27 protein-coding genes and 1 riboswitch are annotated in these 25,837 nt (G+C 31.5%); of the genes, 23 read left to right on the top strand and 4 right to left on the bottom strand.

Going from position 1 to position 25,837, the window contains the following annotated elements:
- Positions 1-5 precede the first annotated feature (5 nt).
- Positions 6-767 carry an SDR family NAD(P)-dependent oxidoreductase gene (locus N524_RS0100175; RefSeq protein ID WP_029055311.1) on the top strand — a complete coding sequence of 254 codons (762 nt, stop codon included), beginning with the start codon at positions 6-8 and terminating at the stop codon, positions 765-767.
- 84 nt (positions 768-851) lie between these two features.
- On the opposite strand, the gene N524_RS0100180 is transcribed toward N524_RS0100175, so the two are convergent.
- Positions 852-1,760 (bottom strand): aldo/keto reductase, encoded by a 909-nt coding sequence (locus N524_RS0100180; protein ID WP_017637941.1) that lies wholly within the window; start codon positions 1,758-1,760, stop codon positions 852-854.
- Positions 1,761-1,842: 82 nt separating this feature from the next.
- On the opposite strand from N524_RS0100180, the gene N524_RS0100185 reads away from it, so the two are divergent.
- From N524_RS0100185 to xerD, 3 genes are all read left to right on the top strand, one after another.
- Entirely contained in the window at positions 1,843-2,385 is a 543-nt protein-coding gene (locus tag N524_RS0100185) for an NUDIX domain-containing protein (protein ID WP_017637942.1), read from the top strand.
- Positions 2,386-2,489: 104 nt separating this feature from the next.
- Entirely contained in the window at positions 2,490-2,948 is a 459-nt protein-coding gene (fur, locus tag N524_RS0100190; protein ID WP_017637943.1) for a ferric iron uptake transcriptional regulator, read from the top strand.
- Positions 2,949-3,085: 137 nt separating this feature from the next.
- On the top strand, positions 3,086-3,973 hold the full coding sequence (xerD, locus tag N524_RS0100195; RefSeq protein ID WP_029055312.1) for a site-specific tyrosine recombinase XerD: 888 nt from the start codon (positions 3,086-3,088) through the stop codon (positions 3,971-3,973).
- A gap of 47 nt (positions 3,974-4,020) precedes the next feature.
- Here xerD and N524_RS0100200 read toward each other — a convergent pair whose 3' ends face one another.
- Positions 4,021-4,557 (bottom strand): DUF309 domain-containing protein, encoded by a 537-nt coding sequence (locus tag N524_RS0100200; RefSeq protein ID WP_029055313.1) that lies wholly within the window; start codon positions 4,555-4,557, stop codon positions 4,021-4,023.
- Between the two features lie 92 nt (positions 4,558-4,649).
- Between N524_RS0100200 and N524_RS0100205 the strand changes: the two genes are divergently transcribed.
- From N524_RS0100205 to N524_RS0100230, 6 genes are all read left to right on the top strand, one after another.
- A complete protein-coding gene (locus N524_RS0100205; protein WP_017637946.1) occupies positions 4,650-5,381 on the top strand; it encodes a segregation and condensation protein A in 732 nt (243 codons plus the stop codon).
- Positions 5,374-5,916 carry an SMC-Scp complex subunit ScpB gene (scpB, locus tag N524_RS0100210; RefSeq protein WP_029055314.1) on the top strand — a complete coding sequence of 181 codons (543 nt, stop codon included), beginning with the start codon at positions 5,374-5,376 and terminating at the stop codon, positions 5,914-5,916. Before N524_RS0100205 ends, scpB begins: the two co-directional genes overlap by 8 nt.
- Positions 5,909-6,649 (top strand): pseudouridine synthase, encoded by a 741-nt coding sequence (locus tag N524_RS0100215; protein ID WP_017637948.1) that lies wholly within the window; start codon positions 5,909-5,911, stop codon positions 6,647-6,649. The genes scpB and N524_RS0100215 overlap by 8 nt, the downstream gene beginning before the upstream one ends.
- A 124-nt stretch (positions 6,650-6,773) precedes the next feature.
- Entirely contained in the window at positions 6,774-7,499 is a 726-nt protein-coding gene (locus tag N524_RS0100220; RefSeq protein WP_029055315.1) for a response regulator, read from the top strand.
- Entirely contained in the window at positions 7,483-9,243 is a 1,761-nt protein-coding gene (locus tag N524_RS0100225; RefSeq protein ID WP_029055316.1) for an ATP-binding protein, read from the top strand. Before N524_RS0100220 ends, N524_RS0100225 begins: the two co-directional genes overlap by 17 nt.
- Positions 9,244-9,482: 239 nt before the next feature.
- Positions 9,483-9,633: riboswitch (FMN riboswitch) on the top strand.
- Between the two features lie 61 nt (positions 9,634-9,694).
- Positions 9,695-10,243: an ECF transporter S component gene (locus N524_RS0100230; protein ID WP_029055317.1), complete on the top strand. Its 549-nt coding sequence runs from the start codon at positions 9,695-9,697 to the stop codon at positions 10,241-10,243.
- Between the two features lie 218 nt (positions 10,244-10,461).
- Here the strand turns inward: N524_RS0100230 and N524_RS0100235 are convergent, their stop codons facing one another.
- Complete coding sequence (locus tag N524_RS0100235; RefSeq protein ID WP_017637952.1) at positions 10,462-10,710, bottom strand: ferredoxin; 249 nt, start codon at positions 10,708-10,710, stop codon at positions 10,462-10,464.
- A 111-nt stretch (positions 10,711-10,821) separates the two neighbouring features.
- Here N524_RS0100235 and N524_RS0100240 point away from each other — a divergent pair, with 111 nt between their 5' ends.
- The 4 genes from N524_RS0100240 to ypdA all read left to right on the top strand — a co-directional run bounded on the left by N524_RS0100240 (position 10,822) and on the right by ypdA (position 16,228).
- Positions 10,822-11,790 carry a helix-turn-helix domain-containing protein gene (locus N524_RS0100240; protein WP_029055318.1) on the top strand — a complete coding sequence of 323 codons (969 nt, stop codon included), beginning with the start codon at positions 10,822-10,824 and terminating at the stop codon, positions 11,788-11,790.
- A complete protein-coding gene (locus N524_RS0100245) occupies positions 11,771-13,150 on the top strand; it encodes a RecQ family ATP-dependent DNA helicase (protein ID WP_029055319.1) in 1,380 nt (459 codons plus the stop codon). The genes N524_RS0100240 and N524_RS0100245 overlap by 20 nt, the downstream gene beginning before the upstream one ends.
- Before the next feature lie 147 nt (positions 13,151-13,297).
- The gene (gene ebpS / locus N524_RS0100250; RefSeq protein ID WP_225880640.1) at positions 13,298-15,049 is read left to right on the top strand and encodes an elastin-binding protein EbpS; all 1,752 of its coding nucleotides are present in this window, start codon (positions 13,298-13,300) and stop codon (positions 15,047-15,049) included.
- A 192-nt stretch (positions 15,050-15,241) separates the two neighbouring features.
- The gene (gene ypdA, locus N524_RS0100255; RefSeq protein ID WP_029055321.1) at positions 15,242-16,228 is read left to right on the top strand and encodes a bacillithiol disulfide reductase YpdA; all 987 of its coding nucleotides are present in this window, start codon (positions 15,242-15,244) and stop codon (positions 16,226-16,228) included.
- Positions 16,229-16,282: 54 nt separating this feature from the next.
- Here the strand turns inward: ypdA and N524_RS0100260 are convergent, their stop codons facing one another.
- On the bottom strand, positions 16,283-17,257 hold the full coding sequence (locus N524_RS0100260) for an asparaginase (protein WP_029055322.1): 975 nt from the start codon (positions 17,255-17,257) through the stop codon (positions 16,283-16,285).
- A gap of 76 nt (positions 17,258-17,333) precedes the next feature.
- Between N524_RS0100260 and cmk the strand changes: the two genes are divergently transcribed.
- The 9 genes from cmk (at position 17,334) to ndk (ending at position 25,484) form a co-directional block, all read left to right on the top strand.
- Entirely contained in the window at positions 17,334-17,993 is a 660-nt protein-coding gene (gene cmk / locus N524_RS0100265) for a (d)CMP kinase (protein WP_029055323.1), read from the top strand.
- A gap of 269 nt (positions 17,994-18,262) precedes the next feature.
- Positions 18,263-19,441, top strand: a complete 1,179-nt coding sequence (rpsA, locus tag N524_RS0100270) for a 30S ribosomal protein S1 (protein WP_029055324.1) — start codon at positions 18,263-18,265, stop codon at positions 19,439-19,441.
- Positions 19,442-19,614: 173 nt separating this feature from the next.
- Positions 19,615-20,925: a ribosome biogenesis GTPase Der gene (der, locus tag N524_RS0100275; protein ID WP_029055325.1), complete on the top strand. Its 1,311-nt coding sequence runs from the start codon at positions 19,615-19,617 to the stop codon at positions 20,923-20,925.
- A gap of 19 nt (positions 20,926-20,944) precedes the next feature.
- The gene (locus N524_RS0100280; RefSeq protein WP_017637961.1) at positions 20,945-21,943 is read left to right on the top strand and encodes an NAD(P)H-dependent glycerol-3-phosphate dehydrogenase; all 999 of its coding nucleotides are present in this window, start codon (positions 20,945-20,947) and stop codon (positions 21,941-21,943) included.
- Between the two features lie 169 nt (positions 21,944-22,112).
- Positions 22,113-22,385: an HU family DNA-binding protein gene (locus tag N524_RS0100285; RefSeq protein ID WP_001043863.1), complete on the top strand. Its 273-nt coding sequence runs from the start codon at positions 22,113-22,115 to the stop codon at positions 22,383-22,385.
- Between the two features lie 253 nt (positions 22,386-22,638).
- Complete coding sequence (locus N524_RS0100290) at positions 22,639-23,211, top strand: heptaprenyl pyrophosphate synthase subunit A (RefSeq protein ID WP_029055326.1); 573 nt, start codon at positions 22,639-22,641, stop codon at positions 23,209-23,211.
- Positions 23,212-23,213: 2 nt separating this feature from the next.
- Positions 23,214-23,921: a demethylmenaquinone methyltransferase gene (locus N524_RS0100295; RefSeq protein ID WP_017637963.1), complete on the top strand. Its 708-nt coding sequence runs from the start codon at positions 23,214-23,216 to the stop codon at positions 23,919-23,921.
- Positions 23,922-23,941: 20 nt separating this feature from the next.
- Positions 23,942-24,901 carry a polyprenyl synthetase family protein gene (locus tag N524_RS0100300; protein WP_037536644.1) on the top strand — a complete coding sequence of 320 codons (960 nt, stop codon included), beginning with the start codon at positions 23,942-23,944 and terminating at the stop codon, positions 24,899-24,901.
- 133 nt (positions 24,902-25,034) lie between these two features.
- Positions 25,035-25,484: a nucleoside-diphosphate kinase gene (ndk, locus tag N524_RS0100305; protein ID WP_029055328.1), complete on the top strand. Its 450-nt coding sequence runs from the start codon at positions 25,035-25,037 to the stop codon at positions 25,482-25,484.
- Positions 25,485-25,837: the final 353 nt, after the last annotated feature.

Below are 25,837 nucleotides of genomic sequence, written 5' to 3' on the forward strand. Positions count from 1 at the left end.
TAAACATGATAGGACAACATTATATAGTTACAGGAGGAACAAGTGGACTGGGATTAGAAATTGTACATCAACTTATTAAAAGAGGTGCTAAAGTAACAATTCTTGCACGTAATATTGAAAAATTTCAGCAAATCAATTTTGGTTCTCAATCCTATTTGGTTAATGTTTTAAAATGTGATTTACAAAATCAAAATGATATTAGGGCTTTATCAAATAAAATGAAATCTCCAATTCATGGACTAGTGTATAGTTCTGGTTTAGTATACTTTAAATCTTTATCGGATCATACAACCGATGAAATCATAGAAACGTATAATATAAATATCATCAGCTTCAATTTACTTTTTAAAATACTAAAACCTCATCTAGTAGAACACGCACATATTATAGGTATTTCAAGCCAAGCTGCTTTTGTCACACAAGCGCATGCAGCACATTACGGTGCATCTAAAGCTGCTTTTAACCAAATTCTTAATGCTTTACGATTAGAAGAACCACATCTTCATGTGATGACTGTTAACCCAGGTCCAATCGATACACCTTTTCATCAAAAAGCTGATCCGTCATTATCTTATTTTAATCAATATCGCTCAATCATGATTAATTCGAAACAACTAGCTTCTAGAATAGTAGAAGGTATCATTTTAGAGAAAGAAGAAATTAACCAACCATCATGGATGCACAATATGTTAAAACTATATCAATTAGCTCCAAGATTTTTAGAGAAACATTTTTCTTCATTGTTTAAGAATAAAACGAATCACTAAGTAAATAGAATATAATTCATAAAAGAAAAAGAGCCATTAATCAATGTTATATGACATCAATTAATGGCTCAAACTATAATTAATTTATTTTAAATGTTGTGTATACTGTAAGTCTTTCACACGTTCTCTTGCAGCTTTAATTTGATCTAAGCTAACATCTTTATAGTAGTTCTTAACATTTTCTTCTAATTGTTCAACACTACTTGCACCAACAATGATTGAACCTAATGCATCATGAGAAGTTAAGTAATTAAATGAAAGGGCAGTAAGGTTACTTTCAATTTCTTTAATAGATGCAATTGTTTCTCCTAACTCATCATTTGTATAATCGAAAATACCATCAGCAAACTTTTTATCCAATGCATTATTACTATTAGATGTTAGTAATCCTTTAAATACAGGACCTCTAGCTAATACTTTAACTTGCTTTTCGTGAACATCATCTAATAGACTTTCGGGACGATTATCGATTAGATTAAATTGAGACATCAATGTTTCAATTTGACTATGTTTTAAGTAGTAGTCTATAACGTTAGGGCGAATAGAAGATATACCATATGCTCGAATGACACCTTCTTGTTTTAATTCATCAAATGCACTGATTGTCTCATCTAATGGATCGTCTATAGTACCACCATGTAATTGATATAAATCTAAATGATCTAATCCAAGACGTTGTAATGAACCTTTTACGCCTTCTTTAATATGCTTTTTAGATGGGTCCCAAGTGATATTACCATCCTCAGTGAGTCGATTTCCAACTTTTGTACCGATGACAATATCATCTCGATTTTGATATTGTTTCAATGCTTTGCCAACGATTTCCTCATTTATACCTTGATCATACATATCTGCAGTATCAAAATAAGTAATACCGTTTTCGATTGCACTTTCAATAATAGGTTGGGCATTTTTAAAATCAGTACCTAAACTCATACAACCTAAACCTAACTCAGAAATTTCTAAACCACTTTTCAAAATATTCTTTTGCATGTAGTTTCTCCTTTCGATACACTTTAACTAACGCATTAAGTTTATCAATTTATTAAAACATTTAAAAGGACCGTGATTATAAATGGAATTTAACGAAAAAACGATAGATAGAACTGTGATTTATAATGGTAAAATTATAGATTTAGAAATCCACGATGTTGAATTACCCGATGGACAAACATCTAAACGTGAATTGATTTATCATAACGGCGCAGTTGCAATATGTGCAGTTACTCCTGAAAATGAAGTATTACTTGTAAAACAATTTAGAAAACCAGTAGAAAAACCACTACTTGAAATACCTGCGGGTAAATTGGAAAAAGATGAAGAACGTGAAGAAGCAGCAAAAAGAGAACTTGAAGAAGAAACAGGATACATTGCTAAAGATTTACAGTATGTTACTGATATGTATGGTTCTCCTGGCTTTTCAAATGAGAAATTAACGATTTATTTTGCTGATAATTTAGAAGTAGGCGAAATGAATCTAGATGACGATGAATTCGTTGAAGTTCATAAATTCTCAATTGAAGAAGTGAGAAAAGCCTTGCAAAACGCTGAAATTGAAGATGCGAAAACAATTATCGCACTTCAGCATCTATTATTAAATTATAATCATTCTAAATAATAAAGGAATATCCTTGCGTTTTATTGAGAATACTGGTAATTTATATTGTGAATCATACTTTAGATTAAAATGATTATAATTCTTAGTAGAGGAGTGAGGCTTCCGTGGAAGAACGATTAAATCGCGTGAAGCAACAATTACAACAGTCTTCATATAAATTAACTCCACAACGTGAGGCTACTGTAAGAGTTCTAATAGAAAATGAGAAAGACCATTTAAGTGCCGAAGATGTATATTTAAAAGTTAAAGATAAATCTCCAGAAATAGGTTTAGCAACTGTATACCGTACCTTAGAATTATTAGCAGAATTAAAAGTTTTAGATAAAATCAATTTTGGTGATGGGGTTGCTCGTTTTGATTTACGTAAAGAGGGGGCTAAACATTTCCATCACCATTTAGTTTGTATGGAATGCGGTAAAGTAGAAGAAATTGAAGAAGACCTATTACCAGAAGTTGAAAATCGTGTTGAAAAAGAATTTAACTTCAAAATTTTAGATCACCGCTTAACTTTCCACGGTGTATGTTCAGATTGCCAAGCTAAAAAGCAATCCGAACAGAAATAATAAAGATTATTCTCACTATAGTTAATTACACAGCCAATAATACAATCATATTGTATTATTAACTGAGAAAGTCTTTATATCTCTAATGGTGAAGTAATTTAATTAAGAAGCCACCGCTTCAAAAGAGGTGCTTTATGATAGATACAATCATAGAAGAGTATTTAAAATTTATACAAATTGAAAAAGGATTAAGCGTAAATACAATTGGTGCTTATCGAAGAGATTTAAATAAATACAAAGAGTTTTTAGAACTACAAAAAATAACGAATATTGACTTTGTAGACCGACAAATAATTCAAGAATGCTTAGGTTATTTAATTGATCAAGGTCAATCTTCAAAATCTATTGCACGTTTCATCTCAACAATACGAAGTTTTCACCAATTTGCATTACGCGAAAAATATGCTGCAAAAGATCCTACAGTATTAATCGAAACGCCCAAATATGAGAAAAAATTACCAGACGTATTGGAAGTCGACGAAGTTATTCAATTATTAAATGCACCAGATTTAAATAAAAATAATGGCTACCGTGATCGCACAATGTTAGAACTACTTTATGCAACTGGTATGCGGGTATCTGAAGTGATACAAATTGAAATTGAAGACGTTAATTTAATGATGGGCTTTGTAAGAGTATTTGGTAAAGGTGATAAAGAGCGTATTGTTCCTTTAGGTGATACAGTTATAGATTATTTAACGACTTATATCGAAACAGTTAGACCTCAATTATTAAAACAAACTGTAACGAATGTTTTATTTTTAAATATGCATGGGAAACCATTATCAAGACAAGGTATTTGGAAAATGATTAAACAAAATGGTCTTAAAGCTAATATCAACAAAACACTAACACCACATACATTAAGACATTCATTTGCTACTCATTTACTTGAAAATGGTGCTGATTTACGTGCAGTACAAGAGATGCTCGGACATTCAGATATTTCAACAACTCAGTTATATACACATGTTTCAAAATCTCAAGTCAGAAAAATATATAATCAATATCATCCTAGAGCATAGTTATTATATTATAAAAGGCCAGTAATAATAGGGTAAATACACCTATATTACTGGTCTTTCTTATTATTAATATCTTTTATTTTATAATGTCTTTCTTCTAATGCCGCTTGTCTAGCTAATTCTACTTCACTACGGTCTCTCAACAAATGATGATGAACAATGTTTTCATTTTTTACAGGTGTGGACATAAAGTAATAATCTGGAAATGTTAATTCTAATTGATTTAACATTTGAATATTTATTGGTAACTGGATAGGTATAAATGGTAATTGTTGTTCAACTCTATCTATTTGCATTTCAAGCAATTGAATATACATGGCAATGTCTAAATGAAGTGTCATTTGATCTTTTCGTGAATCATAAGTAATCACTTGCTTTGCTTTATTAAAAGATTTTATTGCGCCTTTGAAATTACGTCTTCTATAGTGATAGCATGCTGTCGCACATAAGATTAAACTCACAACAGCATCTTGTTTACTGTAATCATTATTTTCTTTCCACGCTTCTTCCAAAATATCATGGCATAAAAAATAATGTTGATTTTTATGAAACTGATAATAAAACTGAATTAATGCTTGTTCCATCTGATTTTCACCTTAATTTTAAAAGTTATATAAATTCATGCTATAATATTTTAGTGAAATATGCACATAAGTTGCAACATGAGGTAGATACTATGTATGAAGTAAAACTGGACGCATTTAATGGTCCTCTAGATTTGTTATTACATTTAATTCAAAAATTTGAAATAGATATTTATGATATACCTATGAAATCTTTAACAGAACAATACATGCAGTATGTTCACGCTATGAATCAATTAGAAATTAACGTTGCTAGCGAATACTTGGTTATGGCTTCTGAATTATTAATGATAAAAAGTAAATTATTATTACCACAATCAGAAGAAAATTTAGACTTAGATGAAGACCCTCGTGAAGATTTAGTAGGTAGGTTAATTGAATACCAAAATTATAAAGAATACACTGAAATTCTAAATGACATGAAAGCAGAACGTGATTATTATTATACAAAACATCCAACTGATTTATCACATTTGGAAACAGATGAATCATGGGATCCATCTAATACAATTGACTTAACCGAATTAATAGTCGCTTATCAACGTGTTAAAAATCGTGTTGAAATTAATAAACCTCATTCAGTAGAAATCAGAAAAGAAACATTTACAATTCAACAAGCTACACATCAAGTAACTGATAGATTAAAGAACAATGCATCATTTAATTTCTTTAGTCTATTTACATTTACAGAACCAATCGAACAAGTGGTCACACACTTTTTAGCAATTTTAGAAATGTCTAAATCAGGTATAATTAATATTGAACAACACCATAATTTTGATGATATTAACATTTTAAGAGGAGTGAATTACAGCGTTGAATAAGCACGGCATATTAGAAGCTTTGTTATATACCTCTGGTGATGAAGGACTAGAAGTTAAACAGTTGCTCGAAATATTAGAAGTAAATGAAGATGAATTAAAAAAGTTAATCGATACTTATGAGTCAAATGGTCTCATCATTCAACAATTTGGAACAACTTGTGTTCTTACTACTAAGAAAGAAGCGGCAAATTACATCGAAGCACTCATAGAGCAGAAGTCTAAAATGAAATTATCTCAAGCAGCGATGGAAACTTTATCTATCATTGCTTATAATCAACCACTAACTAGAAGCGATATTGAAATGATTAGAGGTATCAATTCTGATGGCGCTGTTAAAACACTTATTGCAAGAGGTCTAGTTGAAGCAAAAGAAGTCCAAAATTCACGTAGTCAACAATTAATTACAACAGATCTATTTTTAAATGTATTTGGTATAGAAAAATTAGAAGATTTACCAACCACTCAAGAAGATGACGAAGAAATGGACGCATTCTTTAGTAACTTGGTAAATCAAAAAGGAGATACAAATGAGTAAAGAATTAGAAAGATTACAAAAAAGAATTGCAAGTAGTGGTTATACGTCACGCCGTAAAGCAGAAACACTAATTACAGACGGCAAAGTTAAAGTAAATGGTCAAGTTGTTACTGAATTAGGAACTAAAGTTTCAAGTTCTGACACTGTAGAAGTTGAAGGGATTAAATTAGAACAAGAAGATAAACTTTATATTTTATTTAATAAACCAGCTCAAGTTATTACGAGTGTATCTGACGATCGTGGTCGTAAAGTTGTTACTGATTACTTTAAAGATATCGAAACACGTATATACCCAGTTGGTAGATTAGATTACGATACATCTGGTGTATTATTGTTAACTAATGATGGTGAATTTACTAATTTAATGACACACCCTAGATACCATATTAAAAAGAAATATGTAGCTAAACTTAAAGGTTATTTGATGCGTGAAGAAGTGAAAGCTTTAGAAAAAGGTATTGAACTTGAAGATGGGTTTACACAACCAGCTCAAGTTAAAGTTAAAAATCAAGATAAAGACAAGAATACTACATTAGTGGAAATAACAATAAGTGAAGGTAGAAATAGACAAGTACGTCGTATGTTTGAACATTTCGGCCATCAAGTTAGTAAATTAACTCGTATCCAGTTTGGACCGTTAGATTTAAAAGGGTTAAATGCTGGTGAAGGGCGAGTACTTACACCACATGAAGTTAAAACTATTAGACATTTAGCTGAAAATGGTAATGTATAAGATAGTAGAGATTAATGTTTGAGATTTTTTTCACAAAGTTATTTTAAATACTAACTTAAATATTATTTCATATGCTATAATAACAAATGAAATGAACAGCATGTGTGGGAGGTAAATTAGTATTATGACGAATGAAATACTTATCGTTGACGACGAAGACAGAATCAGAAGATTACTAAAGCTTTATTTAGAAAGAGAATCTTTTGAAACACATGAAGCAAGTAATGGTAAAGAAGCTTTACAACTTGCAATGGAAAATGATTATACGTGCATTCTTCTAGATTTAATGTTACCGGAATTGGACGGTATCGAAGTAGCCACTCAATTACGTGAGCATAAAGATACTCCTATCATAATGCTTACTGCTAAAGGTGAAGAAACAAATCGTGTTGAAGGATTTGAGTCAGGTGCCGACGACTATATTGTAAAACCATTCTCACCAAGAGAAGTGGTATTAAGAGTCAAAGCGTTATTAAGAAGAACACAATCAACAACACCTGAGAAAAGTGAACCTCATGCAAGAGATGTAATTGAATTTAATCATTTAATTATAGATAACGATGCACATAGAGTATTAGCTGATAATGAACAGGTAAATTTAACGCCAAAAGAATACGAACTTTTAATTTATTTAGCAAAAACACCTAACAAAGTTTTTGAAAGAGAACAATTATTAAAAGAAGTTTGGCACTATGAATTCTATGGCGATTTGCGTACAGTAGATACGCATGTTAAAAGATTGAGAGAAAAACTTAACAAAGTATCAAGTGACGCAGCTCATATGATACAAACGGTTTGGGGAGTCGGCTACAAATTTGAGGTAAATGCTAACGATGAACCGGCTAAATAGTGTAGTAATAAAACTGTGGTTAACTATAATCTTTATAGTAACGACAGTTTTAATTTTATTAAGTGCCGCGCTCATTACGTTTATTCAATATTATTATACTCAAGAAGCTGAAGACTCAATTAAAGAAGACGCCAAACGAATTAGTCATTTAGTAGAAAGCTCTCAAAATCAAAATATAGCCATTAAAAATAGTCAAACGCTAATAGATAATCCAGGTGGTTTAATTATTATGAAAAATAATAACACTGCCTATCAACAAACAACGTCATCATCAAAGCAATCCATGCTTAAAGAAATTAAAAGTAATAAAGAATTTATTAATGTATTTGAACATGGTGAACCATTAACACGTAATGTCACTGTTAATGAAAAGGGTAAATCTCATCCTTATATACTTGTTGGTTATCCAATGAAAGCTCAAGATGGTAGTGATTCAAACTATAGTGGTGTATTCATTTTTAAAGATTTAAAATCCATTGAGGATACAAATAATGCGATTACTATCATTATATTAATAACAGCAATTATATTCTTAGCGGTGAGTACTGTTTTTGCATTTTTCTTATCATCACGAATCACAAAACCTTTACGTCAACTTAGAAATCAAGCTCAAAAAGTATCGCAAGGTGATTATTCACAAATTACATCTGTTACTACAAAAGACGAAATTGGTGAATTGTCTCGTGCATTTAATAACATGAGTTTTGAAATTCAAGAGCATGTTGAAGCATTATCAACATCTAAGAATATACGTGATAGTTTAATTAATTCAATGGTTGAAGGTGTAATAGGTATTAATGAGCAAAAGGAAATCATTATATCTAATAAAATGGCAGACCAAGTCTTCCATAACTTAGATGAATGTGCTGTTGAATCAATAGAACAACAAATTGAACAAACCTTTAATACAAAAGAAACACAATTCCAAGAATTGGAAGCTAATACAAGATACTACGTCGTTATTATGAGCTATATTGATAGAATCCAAAATGATGGAAGAAGCGGTATTGTAGCGATTATTCGTGATATGACAAATGAACATAATTTAGATCAAATGAAAAAAGATTTCATAGCTAATGTATCTCACGAATTACGTACTCCAATAGCGCTATTACAAGGATATACTGAATCTATTGTAGATGGTATAGTGACAGAACCTGACGAGATTCATGAATCCTTAGCTATTGTTCTAGATGAATCTAAACGATTAAATCGATTAGTAAACGAATTATTAAATGTTGCACGTATGGATGCAGAAGGCTTATCAGTAGAAAAAGAAATACAACCTATTTCAGATTTATTAAATAAGATGAATATGAAATACCGCCAACAAGCTACTGATTTAGAATTAAACATGTATTTCGATGTGAACAATGATAATTTATGGAGCTATGATATGGATAGAATGGATCAAGTGTTAACTAACTTGATAGATAATGCGTCAAGATATACTCAACCTGGCGACACTATATCAGTTACTACAGATGAAAATGACACTCAAGATATTTTACGCATTCAAGATACAGGTACTGGTATAGCTCCAGAACATTTACAACAAGTATTTGACCGCTTTTATAAAGTAGACGCCTCAAGAAAAAGAGGTAAACAAGGTACTGGATTAGGACTATTTATATGTAAAATGATCATTGAGGAGCATGGTGGTTCTATAGAAGTAGAAAGCCAACTAGGAGAAGGTACTACATTTATTATTAAATTACCTAAAATTGATCAGTCCAAAATATAATTAACAAGCTAAAAGCACTAAGGTGATTAACATGAAATCATCTTAGTGCTTTTTTGAGTGCGATATTAAAAATGTATAACTTGGATTTCAAACTTAAATTACTAATACAAACTATTAGAAATCCATATCAATTTATTTAGTGTCACTATTAGGAATGATATCAACACTCTAACAAGCAAACGCATTGTGCATTACAGAGTTATCATGTATGATATATTTAAATAAAAAAATAATATTCAATTCATCTTCGGGGTCGGGTGTAATTCCCAACCGGCAGTAAATAAAGCCTGCGACGCAAGAAGAACACTATGTATAAATATAAGCGTTTTTCTTGCTTGATTCAGTGAGATTCTGAAGCCGACAGTATAGTCTGGATGGGAGAAGATGGAGGTTTTTTGTTGTGCAAATTTCCTCCTTTTCTAGCAAGATGAATGAAAGGAGAAAATTTAATATGCAACAAAACCAAAACAGACGTTTAATTACAATAAGTATGTTAAGTGCAGTGGCATTTGTATTAACTTTCATTAAATTTCCATTGCCATTTTTACCACCATACTTAACTTTAGATTTTAGTGATGTACCTACATTGCTAGCTACATTTTTATTAGGGCCAGTAGCTGGTATAATTGTAGCTTTTATTAAGAACTTACTTAACTTTTTCTTTAACATGGGAGATCCAGTTGGGCCAGTTGCCAACTTCCTTGCAATTACAAGTTTCCTATTAACTGCTTACTATATTTATAAAAATAAACGTAGTAATCAATCTTTAACAATGGGACTTATTGTCGGTACAATTGTTATGACAATCGTGTTAAGTATCTTAAATTATTTCGTTTTACTACCACTTTACGGTATGATATTTAACTTAACAGACATTGTCCATAACCTAAAAGTAATTATCGTATCTGGTGTTATTCCTTTCAATATTATTAAAGGAATTGTTATCTCACTGATATTCTTCTTCATATATAACAGGGTTAAAAATAATATACATTTATAATATAAAAATATAGGGCAGTATTAATGTGCTGACTCCCAAAGGAACAGTACTAGTTGAAGACTAAATAAATTCTTACAGATTTATCTGTATAGAATTATAGGCTGAAACTGTACCTTGGAAAAATATGTACATATAAAGCTGCCTGCAAAGTCAATAACTTTGTCGACGATCTAAAAAATCTCCCTTCACAAAATGTGATAGGGAGATTTAAATATTTATTATTCAAATTTAAGCGCGTCACCATCGAACGGCTCTTCTTCAATTTTAATAGAGTCAGTAGGACAACCTTCTAGTGCATCTTCCATATCTTCATATAACTCTTCAGGCACTTCTGCAGTACCTTGGTTATCATCAAGGATTACGTATGCTATACCTTCGTCATCATAATCATAGATATCTGGAGCTGCTGCACCACATGCACCACATGCAATACAAGTATCCATATCAACGATTGTATATTTAGCCAATTTCATTCGCCTCCTTTGAAAAAAATGCTACACTAGTAATTACAATACTACTATTGTAGACATCGATAGTCTAATTTTCAATATATTCGTTTTATAGAGTGAGGGTTCATTTTGTATCAAATTATCAAACATGCTTATCAACATGCATTCAACTACAAAACAAATAAAAGTATATATAATATTTTGATGGGAAAGAAATCTCATCAAACATTTTTCGACGCTTGTAGTCAACAACTTTTGTCATTATATCATAGTTTACCCCGATTAAAATATCCGTCTTTTGAGCGATATTTAAATGAACTAGATAATTATGATGCTTTATACGAAATTAAAATGCATCCTAGATTTACTTATGACAGTCTTATTAAGACATTTAATTGTATACAGTTACTGATTCAAACAGTTTCCCAAAGTCAACATCACGCATATAAATTTGTCCCTGTTGCTCAACAAACATACATACAACAACGTGTTAAAGATATATACAAACTAATCAGAGAACAGCAGCTAGAAACACAAGTTTATAACGAAATTCATCAACTATTTGATAAATTAGCAAGTAAAAATTACCATATTTATTTGCATTATTATTTACAAGGCTATGAAGAGCCTATGTATACTAGACAACAAGTAAGTTTAATAGAATCCATAAGCCAAGAAGAATTATTTGAATTGGAAATGAATCAATTAGTAAACCTGATGTATGAACTAGAAAATAATAACGATTATCCCACACTACATCAGACAATTATTTTACCTACATTACTAAACAAAACAAAAATGACATACAGACAAATACAACAAGGTCAATCACCCCAAGAAATTGCAACTATTCAAAACGTTAAAATTAACACTATAGAAGACCACTTATTAGAATTATTTATAAAAGGATATATGCACGATTATGAAACATTTATTGATTTATATGAAAAAGACATTTTTATAAATTACTATAGCTCAAATATAGGATTGAAACTTCGAGAATATAAACAACAATTCTCTAAACTATCGTACTTTCAAATTAAATTGATGATTGTTGGTATAGAAAGAGGTGACATAGTTGCTACAAGAGAAGCTTAAACAATGGTTTGGATTTGATTCATTTAAACCCGGACAAGAAGAAATAATAACTAGTGTTTTAAATCAACAACATACACTTGGCATATTGCCAACAGGCAGCGGTAAAAGCTTATGTTATCAACTACCTACATATATTTTAGAAAAACCTACACTTGTTATTTCACCTCTAATTTCATTAATGGATGATCAAGTTATGCAAATGATATTAAATGGAGAACATGCCGTTAGTTGTATACACTCAGGTATGGATGAAAATGAAAAACGACAAAATTTTAAAAAGATTAATCAAAGTAAATTTATATACCTTAGTCCGGAATTTATTTTACAACCTCAAAACTTCAAACTGATTGCAAATATTGATTTTGGTTTAATCGTTCTCGATGAAGCCCATTGTTTATCAGAATGGGGCTATGATTTCAGACCACATTATGCTCTAATTGGAAAAATCACTTCTCATTTTAAATCATCAACAATTCTAGCTTTAACAGCCACAGCACCACCACATTTAGAAAATGATTTAAAAGAAATATTACATGTTAATCTTCATACAGTTAAAACAAGTATGAATCGTCTAAACATCTCTTTAAGACATATGAATTTTGCATCTGACGAAGAAAAAATAAATTGGCTTTTACCACAACTTACGTCTACCGGACCCACAATCATATATGTGTCATCTAAAAAAATGTGCTTAACTTTAGCTAATCTAATATATGATTCTGGTTTTTTAACTGGTATTTATCATGGAGATTTAAGTTATCAAGAGAGACATACTGTTCAACAACAATTTTTAAATAATGATATACCCGTTATTGTCGCAACAAGCGCATTTGGCATGGGTATAAATAAAAAAGACATAAGAACAGTGATACATTTCCATTTATCTTCAAGTCCATCTAATTATCTACAAGAAATTGGACGAGCGGGTCGAGATGGTCGTCAAAGCCAAGCTATAAGTCTATATCAACCTGACGATGCATATATATTAGAAACTATTTTATTTGCAGATAGAATTACGCCCGAAGATATTAATCAATTTGAACTAGGTCAATTTATACCTCCGGAGAAAGAAACTATTTTGTCCATATTGTACAATCAATATACTATTGCTAAACTTCATTATATTTTTGATCAATCTTATAAACGAAAGAAATTAGGATATAGTAGAATGTTAGGTTATAAACAATTAGATCAATGTCGTCGTAAATATTTATTAGAATTTTTTAATGAACAACCAGAAATCCCAAATCAATGTTGTGATAATGATACAGAACTATCTGAAATTAAAGTCATTAACCGTAAAAAGGTAAAACGTAAGCTAAATTATAAAGAAAAGCTTCAAAATTTATTAGAGCTATAGATTTCATTTTGCTTAACGAAATATTCAAGCTATAATTAATCTATGAACAATTCTTTAATACCTTTAAAAATTCTTGATTAACATACATAATCATTTATTTTGTGGGTATAGTTTATGTATCAAAACAAAATTAAAATAGAGAGGATGATGAATGTGTCTAATAATAACTTCAAAGATGATTTTGAAAAGAATCGTCAATCTATAGACTCAGAAGATCATAAAGAACAGACATCTTCAAACGAACATCATGAAGACAAACCAACAGACAAAGTAGAAGAAAAAGCGAATCAACAATTCCCACCAAGAAATGCGCAGAGACGTAAACGTCGTAGAGATGTCGCTACAAATAATAATCGTCAATCTGAATCACAAACTAGTTCTAACCAAGATGGCTCATTAGATGATAGATTCGATGATACATCATTACATAACGGAGACAACAAAAACTATGATGCTTCATCTAAGGATGTTTCAAGCAAATCACAAGAGCATCAAACAGTAAATAATGATCACAGACAAGAAACAACACATGACAATACTTCAAACCACGAATCTGACAAAGACTCTCGACAAGACGAAACATTAAAACGTAGTCATAAAGATGAAGACACTCGTCATGAAGATGTTGACCATCAAGATAAAAAAGATAATAAAGGTAAAAAAGCAGCTGCAACAGGCGCTGGGGTTGCTGGCGCTGCAGGTGCTGCCGGACTAGCTAAACATCATCACGATAAAAATGATAAGCATACTGACAAACACGATTCAAAACACGATGATAAGCATCTAAATAGTGATAGCCATGATACAACAAATGATAAACAACATGACGATAACTTAAAAGATCATGACAATGATCAACGTGGTCACAAAGATGAAGATACTCGTCATGAAGATGCTGACCGTCAAGATAAGAAAGATAACAAAGGTAAAAAAGCTGCCGCTACAGGCGCAGGAGTTGCTGGAGCTGCAGGTGCAGCCGGATTAGCTAAACATCATCACGATAAAAATGATAAGCATGCTGACAAACATGATTCAAAACACGATGATAAGCATGATGACAAACACGATCATAAAGATGATAACAACGAACCTAAAAAAGATAACGAAAAATCAGGCAAAGGTAAAAAAGCGGCTGCAGTAGGAGCAGGTGCTGCTGGGGCTGCAGGTGCCGCTGGGTTAGCTAAACATCATCATGATAAAAATGAAGCAAAAGATCATGACCATGATAACAATCATAATGATGATCATGACCATGATGATAATAATCATGGTAAGAAAAAGGGCGGCTTCATGAAGATCATCTTACCAATTATCGCTGCTGTATTAATTTTAGGTGCTATAGCTATTTTTGCTGGTATGGCTTTAAATAACCACAACAATAGTGGAAATAATGATAATAAAGTAGCTAATGAAGACAGCAAAGACGGCATGAAAAATAATGATACAAGCAAAGACAAAGATAGCAAAAAAGATAAAGATAGCTCTAAAGACAAAGATAAATCAAGTGATTCTGATAAAGATAAAGCAACATCAAATGATTCTTCAAATAGTAATTCAGCATCTGATTCAGATTCAGACGACAATGGCTCAAGTAGTAATAGCTCAAATGATGATAGTAATAGTGCTAATTCTCAAGCTACAAATAGTCAAAATAGCAGCAATAACCAAAATGGCCAAAGTCAAAATTCTCAACAAAACGGTCAACAATCAAATAATAGTCAAAGCAGTAATAGCCAACAAGGTAAACAAACACATACTGTTAATGGTAAAGAAAACTTATACAGAATTGCAATTCAATATTATGGCAGTGGTTCACCAGCCAATGTTCAAAAAATTAGACAAGCAAATGGTATAAGTGGTAATGATATCCATGATGGTCAAACATTAGTAATACCATAGGTTTTATTTATAACCATTTATAGACTGTGAGTAATGTTAAATCATTGCTCACAGTTTTTTTATTTATCCAAAATCATTTATTTTCCATTTCTTAAAACGTCACTAAAATTATAAATTTTTCTTAATCAAGGACTTCGCGTAAATAGATCATAACTGATATAATAGTTTGGTGATTAAAGGAGGCCGTATGACATGCAAAAAATAGAAAGTATCATCATTGGTGGTGGACCTTGTGGCTTAAGTGCAGCCATTGAACAAAAGAAAAAAGGTATTGAAACATTAGTTATTGAAAAAGGTAATGTTGTTGAAGCTATTTACAATTATCCAACACATCAAACTTTCTTTTCTTCAAGCGATAAATTATCAATTGGCGATGTACCATTCATCGTTGAACAAAGTAAACCACATAGAAACCAAGCATTAGTATACTATCGTGAAGTAGTTAAACATCATCAATTAAATATCAATCCATTTGAAGAAGTATTAACTGTTAAAAAGATGAATAACCGATTTACAATTACAACTACTAAAGATGTTTACGAATGTAAATTTTTAACTGTAGCGACAGGATATTACGGTCAGCATAATACATTAGAAGTTGAAGGTGCTGATTTACCAAAAGTAAGTCATTATTTTAAAGAAGCACACCCTTATTTCGACCAAAATGTAGTCATTATAGGCGGTAAAAATTCTGCTGTAGATGCAGCCTTAGAATTGGAAAAAGCTGGCGCAAATGTCACTGTAATATATCGAGGAGATCGTTATCCTAAAGCAATTAAACCGTGGATTCTTCCTAATTTTGAATCACTAGTCAATCATGAAAAAATTACAATGGAATTTAATGCCAATGTAACTCAAATTACAGAGGATAAAGTAGTTTACGAAAAAGATGGTAACACTATTGAAATACCTAATGATTATGTATTTGCTATGATAGGTTATCACCCTGACTATGAATTCTTAAAATCTATCGGAATAGATATTAATACGAATGAATTCGGCACTGCACCCGTATATAACCGCGAAACATACGAAACAAATGTTGAAAACTGTTATATTGCCGGAGTAATTGCAGCAGGCAACGATGCCAATACTATCTTTATAGAAAATGGTAAATATCATGGTGGTTTAATAACACAAAGTATTCTTGCTAAAAAGCAAACACCTTTAGAATCATAAATAAATGGCGTAGATTGATAGTATCAAATCAATTCTACGCCATTATTTTTTATTTTACTCTTCAAAATATTGTCTAATATCGTGTCGTTCAAGTTCATTACTTAAACTCACTAATAATTTCAACCGTGCTTTAGGTCCATTCAACCCATTAGAAAATATTAACCCTTTGTCAGCAAGTTGATACCCGCCACCTTCATAGGCATAAACTGGACTTACAATGCCATTAAATGAGCGAGATACCATGACGATAGGAATATTCTTATCTATGCAGGCATTTAGTCCATCTAAACAAGTAGGTGGAAGATTACCTTGTCCCATAGCTTCGATTACTAAACCATCGATTTCTTGTGATGCATAAAATTTAAATATATCACTTGGCATATCCATGTATGATTTAACGAGTGGGACATTTAAGCCAGGATTTATATTATGATAACTTGTATGACTTAAAGGATGATGGTGATATTGTACATTATCTTTTGTTAGTACACCTAATGGGCCATGGTTAGGGCTTTGGAATGTATTTGTATTAGATGTATGTGTCTTAGTCACATTGCGTGCTGTATGTATTTCATCGTTAAATACGACCATAACACTCATACGACGAGATTTTGCAGAAGAGGCCACTCTAATCGCTGAAATAAAATTGTATAGACCATCAGAACCTATTTCATTGGAAGATCTCATAGCACCTGTAATGACAACTGGTTCCTCTATATCTAATAATAAATCTAAAAGGTATGCAGTTTCTTCAAGAGTATCTGTTCCATGAGTAATGACAAATCCGTCATATGAATTGTCTTTATCATGATGAGCTTCTACAATGATATCTCTTAATTGCTTCACATGTTGTATAGACATATGTGGAGATGGTACATTCATAGGATGAATCTCATCTACTTGTGCATATTGTTTAATGATATCTTGATGTTGTGAAATTGGATTTTCTTTATTTGTAATAACTCTATTAGAACTATCCTGTGACATGCTGATTGTGCCACCGGTATGAATAACAAGTAGACGTTTCATACTTTTCCTCCTATTAATAAAATACATATTTATGATAAAATATTATTCATCAAACAACAAGGTAGGTATTTCGATAATGAGTTTAATTAATATTGCTTTAGATGGTCCTGCAGCTGCAGGTAAAAGTACAATTGCTAAACAAGTTGCTAGTAAGCTTTCTATGATTTATGTAGATACTGGTGCTATGTATAGAGCAATTACATACAAATATATACGTACAAACCAAACAGAAGATTTTGAAGCACTGATTAAAAATACAACATTAGAATTAACTTATGACGAAACAAAAGGCCAACGTGTGATGCTTGATAATGAAGATGTAACAGATTATTTAAGAGAAAATGATGTTACTAACAACGTTTCATATGTCGCTTCAAAAGAACCAGTTAGATCATTTGCAGTTAAAAAGCAAAAAGACTTAGCTGCTAAAAAAGGTATTGTTATGGATGGAAGAGATATCGGTACAGTTGTACTTCCCAATGCCGAACTAAAAGTATATATGATTGCTTCTGTTGAGGAACGCGCTGAACGTCGTCAAAAAGAAAATGAATTACGTGGCATCGAATCAAACTTGGAAAAATTAAAAACTGAAATTGAACAACGAGATAACTATGACATGAATAGAGAGATTTCACCACTAAGAAAAGCTGATGATGCCGTTACATTAGATACAACAGGTAAATCTATTGAAACAGTAACTAACGAAATTTTAAAAATGGTGGATCAAATTAAATAATTAACTAAAAGCTATGTAAACGTTATAAGCAGAAACGTTTATATAGCTTTTATTATCCCTTATAATAGAATTAGATTGAATCTTAATATTAATAAACACTATAAATATACATCTTCAACTTTAAATTGAAATTTATTTAAAAAATTCACTTTTTAATTGCATCTACGAAATCAACATAAAGTTTCTTAAAGTGTAAAAGGGGAATTTCTTGACAATTCAGTCAGTTTGTAAGATGTTATACTTATGTAGTGTATAAGGAGGCAGACAAGATGACTGAAGAATTCAACGAATCAATGATTAAAGATATTAAAGAAGGTGACAAAGTCACTGGAGAAGTACAACAGGTTGAAGATAAACAAGTAGTTGTGCATATTAATGGTGGAAAATACAATGGTATAATCCCTATTAGCCAATTATCCACACATCATATTGAAAAACCTAATGAAGTAGTTAAAGAAGGCGATGAAATAGAAGCCTATGTAACGAAAATTGAATTTGATGAAGAAAATGATTCAGGTGCATATATTTTATCTAAAAGACAACTTGAAACTGAAAAATCATATGACTATTTACAAGAAAAACTTGATAACAATGAAATAATTGAAGCTAAAGTAACAGAAGTTGTGAAAGGTGGATTAGTTGTCGATGTAGGACAACGTGGTTTCGTACCTGCTTCATTAATTTCAACAGACTTTATCGAAGATTTCTCTGACTTTGAAGGACAAACAATCAAAATTAAAGTTGAAGAATTAGATCCTGAAAATAACCGTGTAATCTTAAGCCGTAAAGCTGTTGAACAAGCTGAAAATGACGTTAAAAAAGCATCATTATTAGAATCACTTAATGATGGAGACGTGATTGAAGGTACAGTTGCTCGCTTAACAAACTTTGGTGCTTTTGTTGATATTGGTGGTGTAGATGGATTAGTTCACGTTTCTGAATTATCACATCAACATGTTCAATCTCCAGAAGAGGTTGTTTCAGTTGGCGAAAAAGTGAAAGTAAAAGTAAAATCAGTTGATAAAGATACTGAACGTATTTCATTATCAATCAAAGATACTTTACCAACACCATTCGAACAAATTAAAGGTCAATTCCACGAAAATGACGTTATCGAAGGTACAGTTGTAAGATTAGCTAACTTCGGTGCATTCGTTGAAATTGCTCCTGGAGTACAAGGCTTAGTTCATATCTCAGAAATTGATCATAAGCACATTGGTACACCAGGTGAAGTATTAGAACCAGGTCAACAAGTTAGTGTTAAAATCTTAGGTATTGATGAAGACAATGAACGTGTATCATTATCTATCAAAGCTACTTTACCAAACGAAGATGTAGTTGAAAGCGATGCTTCTACAACACAATCTTATTTAAATAAAGATACTGAAGAAGATAACCCTACTTTAGGTGATGTCTTTGGTGATAAGTTTAAAGATCTTAAATTTTAATAAACGATAAATTACATTTACACTCCAATTAGAGTTATCTCTTTAATTGGAGTGTTTTTTTACATCTTCTCAAGTATTATTTAATATATTTAGTCGTTTGTTACAAACGTATTTTGAATCAGTGCTTGCATGTGATAAAATTATAGAGATTAAGAAAGAGAGGAAGTTAACAAATGACTAAACCTATAGTAGCAATTGTAGGCAAGCCTAATGTAGGGAAATCTACAATTTTTAATAGAGTAGTCGGCGAACGTGTTTCTATCGTTGAAGACACGCCTGGTGTAACCAGAGACCGAATCTATTCATCAGGTGAATGGTTAACTCATGAATTCAATATTATAGATACAGGTGGTATTGAAATTGGAGATGCACCATTCCAAACACAAATTAGAGCACAAGCAGAAGTAGCCATCGACGAAGCGGACGTTATCGTATTTATGGTTAATGTTAGAGAAGGATTAACACAAAGCGATGAAATGGTAGCACAAATGCTCTATAAAAGTAAAAAACCTGTCGTTCTCGCAGTAAACAAAGTAGATAACTTAGAAATGCGTAACGACATCTATGATTTTTATTCTTTAGGATTTGGAGAACCTTATCCAATTTCAGGTTCGCACGGTTTAGGTTTAGGTGATCTATTAGATGCCGTCGTTGAAAACTTTGGTGAAGAACAAGAAGACCCATACGATGATGATACAATTCGTTTATCAATTATTGGTCGCCCAAATGTAGGGAAATCTAGTTTAGTCAATGCCATTTTAGGTGAAGAACGTGTCATTGTTTCTAATGTTGCTGGTACTACAAGAGATGCTGTCGATACAGAATATTCATTCGACGGTCAAGATTACGTGTTAATAGATACAGCTGGAATGCGTAAAAAAGGTAAAGTATACGAATCTACAGAAAAGTATTCAGTCTTAAGAGCATTAAAAGCAATTGAACGTTCAAATGTCGTCTTAGTTGTTATCGATGCAGAACAAGGTATTATTGAACAAGATAAACGTGTCGCTGGATATGCGCATGAAGAAGGTAAAGCAATCGTCATTGTTGTTAATAAATGGGATACAGTAGAAAAAGACAGTAAAACGATGAAGAAATTTACAGAAGACGTTAGAAAAGAATTCCAATTCTTAGACTACGCACAAATTGCCTTTGTCTCAGCTAAAGAACAATTAAGATTGAAAACGTTATTCCCTTATATTAAAGAGGCAAGTGAAAATCATAAAAAACGTGTACAAAGTTCAACATTAAACGAAGTAGTGACTGATGCAATTTCAATGAATCCTACTCCAACAGATAAAGGTAGAAGACTAAATGTCTTTTATACAACACAAGTTGCGATTGAACCGCCAACATTTGTTGTATTTGTTAATGACGTTGAATTAATGCATTTTTCTTATAAACGTTATCTTGAAAATCAAATTAGACATGCCTTTGGATTTGAAGGTACACCTGTTCATATCATTCCAAGAAAAAGAAATTAAAACGGAGGGGAATATTAATATGACTAAAATATCAGTATTTGGTATGGGAAGTTTTGGTACAGCATTAGCCAATGTATTAGCACAAAATGGCCATGATGTACTAATGTGGGGTAAAAATGACGAAAACGTCGAAGAATTAAATACACATCATATGAATAAAAATTATTTAAAAGAAGCAAAACTAGATCCATCTATTAAAGCCAGTACAGATTTAAGCAAAGTTGTAGATTTTGCAGATATATATTTAATGGCTTTACCTACTAAAGCAATGAGAGAAGTTGCTAGTAAAATCGATGGATTACTAACTACTAAAAAGACTTTTATTCATGTTGCAAAAGGTATTGAAAATGGTACGTTCAAACGTGTATCTGAAATGTTGGAAGATTCAATCTCTCCTGAACACAATGCAGGTATTGGTGTATTATCAGGACCAAGTCACGCTGAAGAAGTTGTTATCAAACAACCTACAACTGTGGCAGCATCATCAAAAGATGAAGCAGTAAGCCAATTAATTCAAGATTTATTTATGAATGATTATTTAAGAGTATATACAAATAATGATTTAGTCGGAGTTGAGCTAGGTGGCGCGTTGAAAAACATCATTGCAGTAGCAAGTGGTATCGTAGCTGGAATGGGATTTGGTGATAATGCAAAAGCAGCTCTTATGACACGTGGTTTAGCTGAAATTAGTCGCTTAGGAGAAAAATTAGGTGCCGATCCTATGACATTCTTAGGTTTAGGTGGCATAGGTGACTTAATTGTAACTTGTACATCAACTCATTCTCGTAACTTTACATTAGGTTATAAATTAGGCCAAGGTAAAACAACAGATGAAGCACTTGAAGAAATGAAAATGGTAGTTGAAGGAATTTATACAACTAAATCTGTTTATTATTTAGCACAAGAAGTTAATGTTGATATGCCAATCACTACAGCATTATACAAAGTGTTATTCGAGGATGTTCCTGTTAAAGAAAGTATTAAAGAATTAATGGGTAGAGACAAAAAATCAGAATAATAAAGTGTCATTTTACACTTTATTGATGTGTTTTCCAAAAAAATTAATTCTAATCGTATTATTTTAAGGTTTTTAATATAAATCGTTGCGGTGACAGTAATCAGTGTGTTAAAGTCTAACCATAATGATATAATGATATCATTATCAAACCTCAGGAGGTGAATTCATAATGAATAAAACTGATTTAATCAATGCAGTTGCAGAACAAGCTGATTTAACTAAAAAAGAAGCTGGTTCAGCAGTAGACGCTGTTTTTGAATCTATCCAAAACTCACTTGCTAAAGGTGAAAAGGTACAATTAATCGGTTTCGGTAATTTTGAAGTACGTGAGCGTGCTGCTCGTAAAGGCCGTAACCCTCAAACAGGTAAAGAAATCGACATTCCTGCAAGTAAAGTTCCAGCATTCAAAGCTGGTAAAGCATTAAAAGATGCAGTAAAATAATTTTACTTAAAAAAGCCCTTCGAGGGCTTTTTTCTTTTTGTATAAAATAAAAATTTAGTTCTCTATCAAAAAGAGAAAAATTAATTAACTATTTAACATAACTCCAAATACATAATCATATAATACATAAAAAGCGTTACTTTTTACATAAGTATAAATTCTGTAATCTAATAAAGATGAGAAGGGACTCTAATATTTAATTTTTTGATATATAATGTTAGTATAAATAGTGATAATATCGTGAGGTGTGAACATGGAAACTACTGTAAGCAAATTAAATATAGATATTAAGCAAAGGCTTAAGGGTATAGTTGATTATGAAACCATACAAATCAATGAAAAGTTGGGTCAATTTTTAGACACATGCTCACTACCTGAAAAAGCAAAGTTAGCTTGCCTCACAATCGACACTTCGATGAAACATCTAGATGACATATCTAACAATCGTTTATCAAAGCATTCTATTCTAGTTGGAGATTTATTAAGTGCACATTTCTATACTATACTAGCTGAAATAAATGATCCTGAATATCAACTAGCAATGAGTAAAGCTATTGTTGAAGTGAGCGAGCTTAAATCTTCACTACATCAACATGTATTAACTGATGAAGAAGCGAGTGACGCAATTTTTAAAATTGAAACATTATTCCCATATATTACGTTAACTCATTTTAATAATGAAGGAAATGCAACTCAGATATATGACTTTTTATATGACGATGTACATGACTACTATCCATCATATTTAAAAAATTATAATAAAGAACGTGTTAATCTAATTATGAAAGACATCAAACAAACGCTAGATAAAAGAAGAGGTAATTAAAGATGGCTGAAAATAACGCAAAAAAAGAACAAGTTCATACAGTATTCCAAAATATTTCAAAAAAATACGATAGACTTAATAACATTATTAGTTTCGAACAACACAAAGTGTGGAGAAAACATGTTATGAAAGAAATGTCAGTCAAAAAAGGGAGTAAAGCCCTTGATGTATGTTGTGGTACTGCTGATTGGACAATCGCTTTAAGTAAAGCTGTAGGTCCTGAAGGAGAAGTAACTGGTATTGATTTCAGTGAAAACATGTTAGAAGTAGGAAAAGAAAAAACATCAAATATGGACAATATTAATTTAGTCCATGGAGATGCCATGAACTTACCATTTGATGATAATTCATTCGATTATGTCACAATCGGATTCGGCTTACGAAATGTACCAGACTATTTAGGCGCATTAAAAGAAATGAATCGTGTACTTAAACCAGGCGGTATGGTTGTATGCTTAGAAACGAGTCAACCAACATTACCTGTATTCAAACAAGTATATCGTTTATATTTTAAATTTGTGATGCCAATCTTTGGTAAATTATTCGCTAAATCAAAAGAAGAATATGAATGGTTACAACAATCTACTTTTGATTTTCCAGGTAAAGAAAAATTAAAACGATTATTTCAACAAGCAGGATTTAATAACATAAAAGTACGTAGCTTCACAGGTGGCGTTGCTGCAATGCACCTTGGCTATAAACAAAAATGATACGACCAAAGGTGATTAACGTGGCAAAGTTAAACATGAACAATGAAATAAAAAAAGTTGAAAAGCGTCTAGAACAATCAATTCATAGTAATGATAAAGTACTTGAAGAAGCCGCTTTTCATTTACTTTCTTCAGGTGGAAAACGTGTTAGACCAGCTTTCGTCATTCTTAGTAGCCAGTTCGGTAAAGAAGAAGGCGTTTCAGAAGATACGTATAAAGTGGCTGTAGCATTAGAACTCATTCATATGGCAACATTAGTCCATGATGATGTTATCGATAAAAGTGATAAACGACGTGGAAGACTTACAATTTCTAAGAAATGGGACCAAACAACAGCGATTATTACAGGGAACTTCTTACTTGCGTTAGGTTTACAACATTTATCAGAAATTAAAGACCAACGTGTTCATGAAATTTTATCTGAATCTATCGTGGACGTATGTCGTGGTGAATTATTCCAATTCCAAGATCAATTCAATAGCGAACAAACGATTACTAACTATTTAAGAAGAATTAACCGTAAAACTGCTTTACTAATTCAGTTAGCTACAGAAGTAGGTGCTATTACGTCTCAATCTGACAAAGAAACAATTAGAAAGTTAAAAATGATTGGTCATTACATCGGAATGAGTTTTCAAATTGTCGACGATATACTCGATTTTACTAGCACTGAAAAGAAATTAGGTAAGCCTGTAGGTAGCGATTTGATGAATGGTCACATCACATTGCCAGTTTTGCTTGAAATGAGAGATAATGCATCTTTCAAAGATATGATTGCTCACTTAGATAGAGACAGTAATAAAGAAGAATTTGAAAAATGTATAGATATTATACGCAATTCAAATAATATTCAAGTTTCAAAAGATATAAGTGAAAAATACTTGAATAAAGCGCTCAATCTAATTGATGAATTAGATGATAATCAAGCCCGAAACTTATTTAAAAAGTTAATTAAAAAAATGGGTTCTAGAAATGTGTAAATCATGTAAATCAGCTTGAAAGCGCTTTAATTAATTGGTAGTATATAAGTTAGCTACTTTATAATTAGCGGACAAGTTAATTTATACATACTTCAGAAGCTTGTTATTTTAAATTACAGGGGGACAACACAAAGTGGAACGTACATTTTTAATGATTAAACCAGATGCAGTACAAAGAAATCTTATCGGAGAAATAATTTCTCGTATTGAGAACAAAGGATTAAAACTTGTAGGTGGCAAATTAATGCAAGTACCACAAGAATTAGCTGAAAAGCATTATAGCGAACATGAAGGTAAACCTTTCTACAACAATTTAATTTCTTTCATTACTTCTGCACCAGTTTTTGCAATGGTTGTTGAAGGTGAAGATGCTGTAGCGGTTTCTCGTCATATCATCGGAAGCACAAACCCATCTGATGCTACTCCTGGATCTATTAGAGGAGATTTAGGTTTAACAGTTGGTAGAAATATCATTCATGGTTCTGATTCAGTGGAATCTGCTCAAAGAGAAATTAGTTTATGGTTTAATGATGAAGAAGTAAATAGTTATGAATCTCCTAGAGATGCTTGGTTATACGAATAAAAAAATAAAATTTAAAAAGTAATTCATTTTATCCATAGAGCCTGAGACATAAATCAATGTCTCGGGCTTCAATTATATATTAGCAGTTGTTGCATTAGTTATAACTTATTGAATACCTTAACTAAAACTAATGCATAAGTACCACTAACCTAATTTAGGGATTGGTACTTTATCACTTTTTTATTTGGTTGGTTAACGAAATAATATGTAAGTATTTATAATTCAATCAAAACTTGTTCAAAATAATATCATCTGTGATCAATCAATTAATTCCATTTAGAAATAACTCTTAAACTCATATTTTTGATTTGTAATAAAAATGACGGTAGCTCGATAAACTTATATTGATTTAT

It is taken from the genome of Staphylococcus sp. URHA0057, assembly GCF_000620265.1.
In the GTDB taxonomy this organism is placed as follows: Bacteria; Bacillota; Bacilli; order Staphylococcales; family Staphylococcaceae; genus Staphylococcus; species Staphylococcus pasteuri.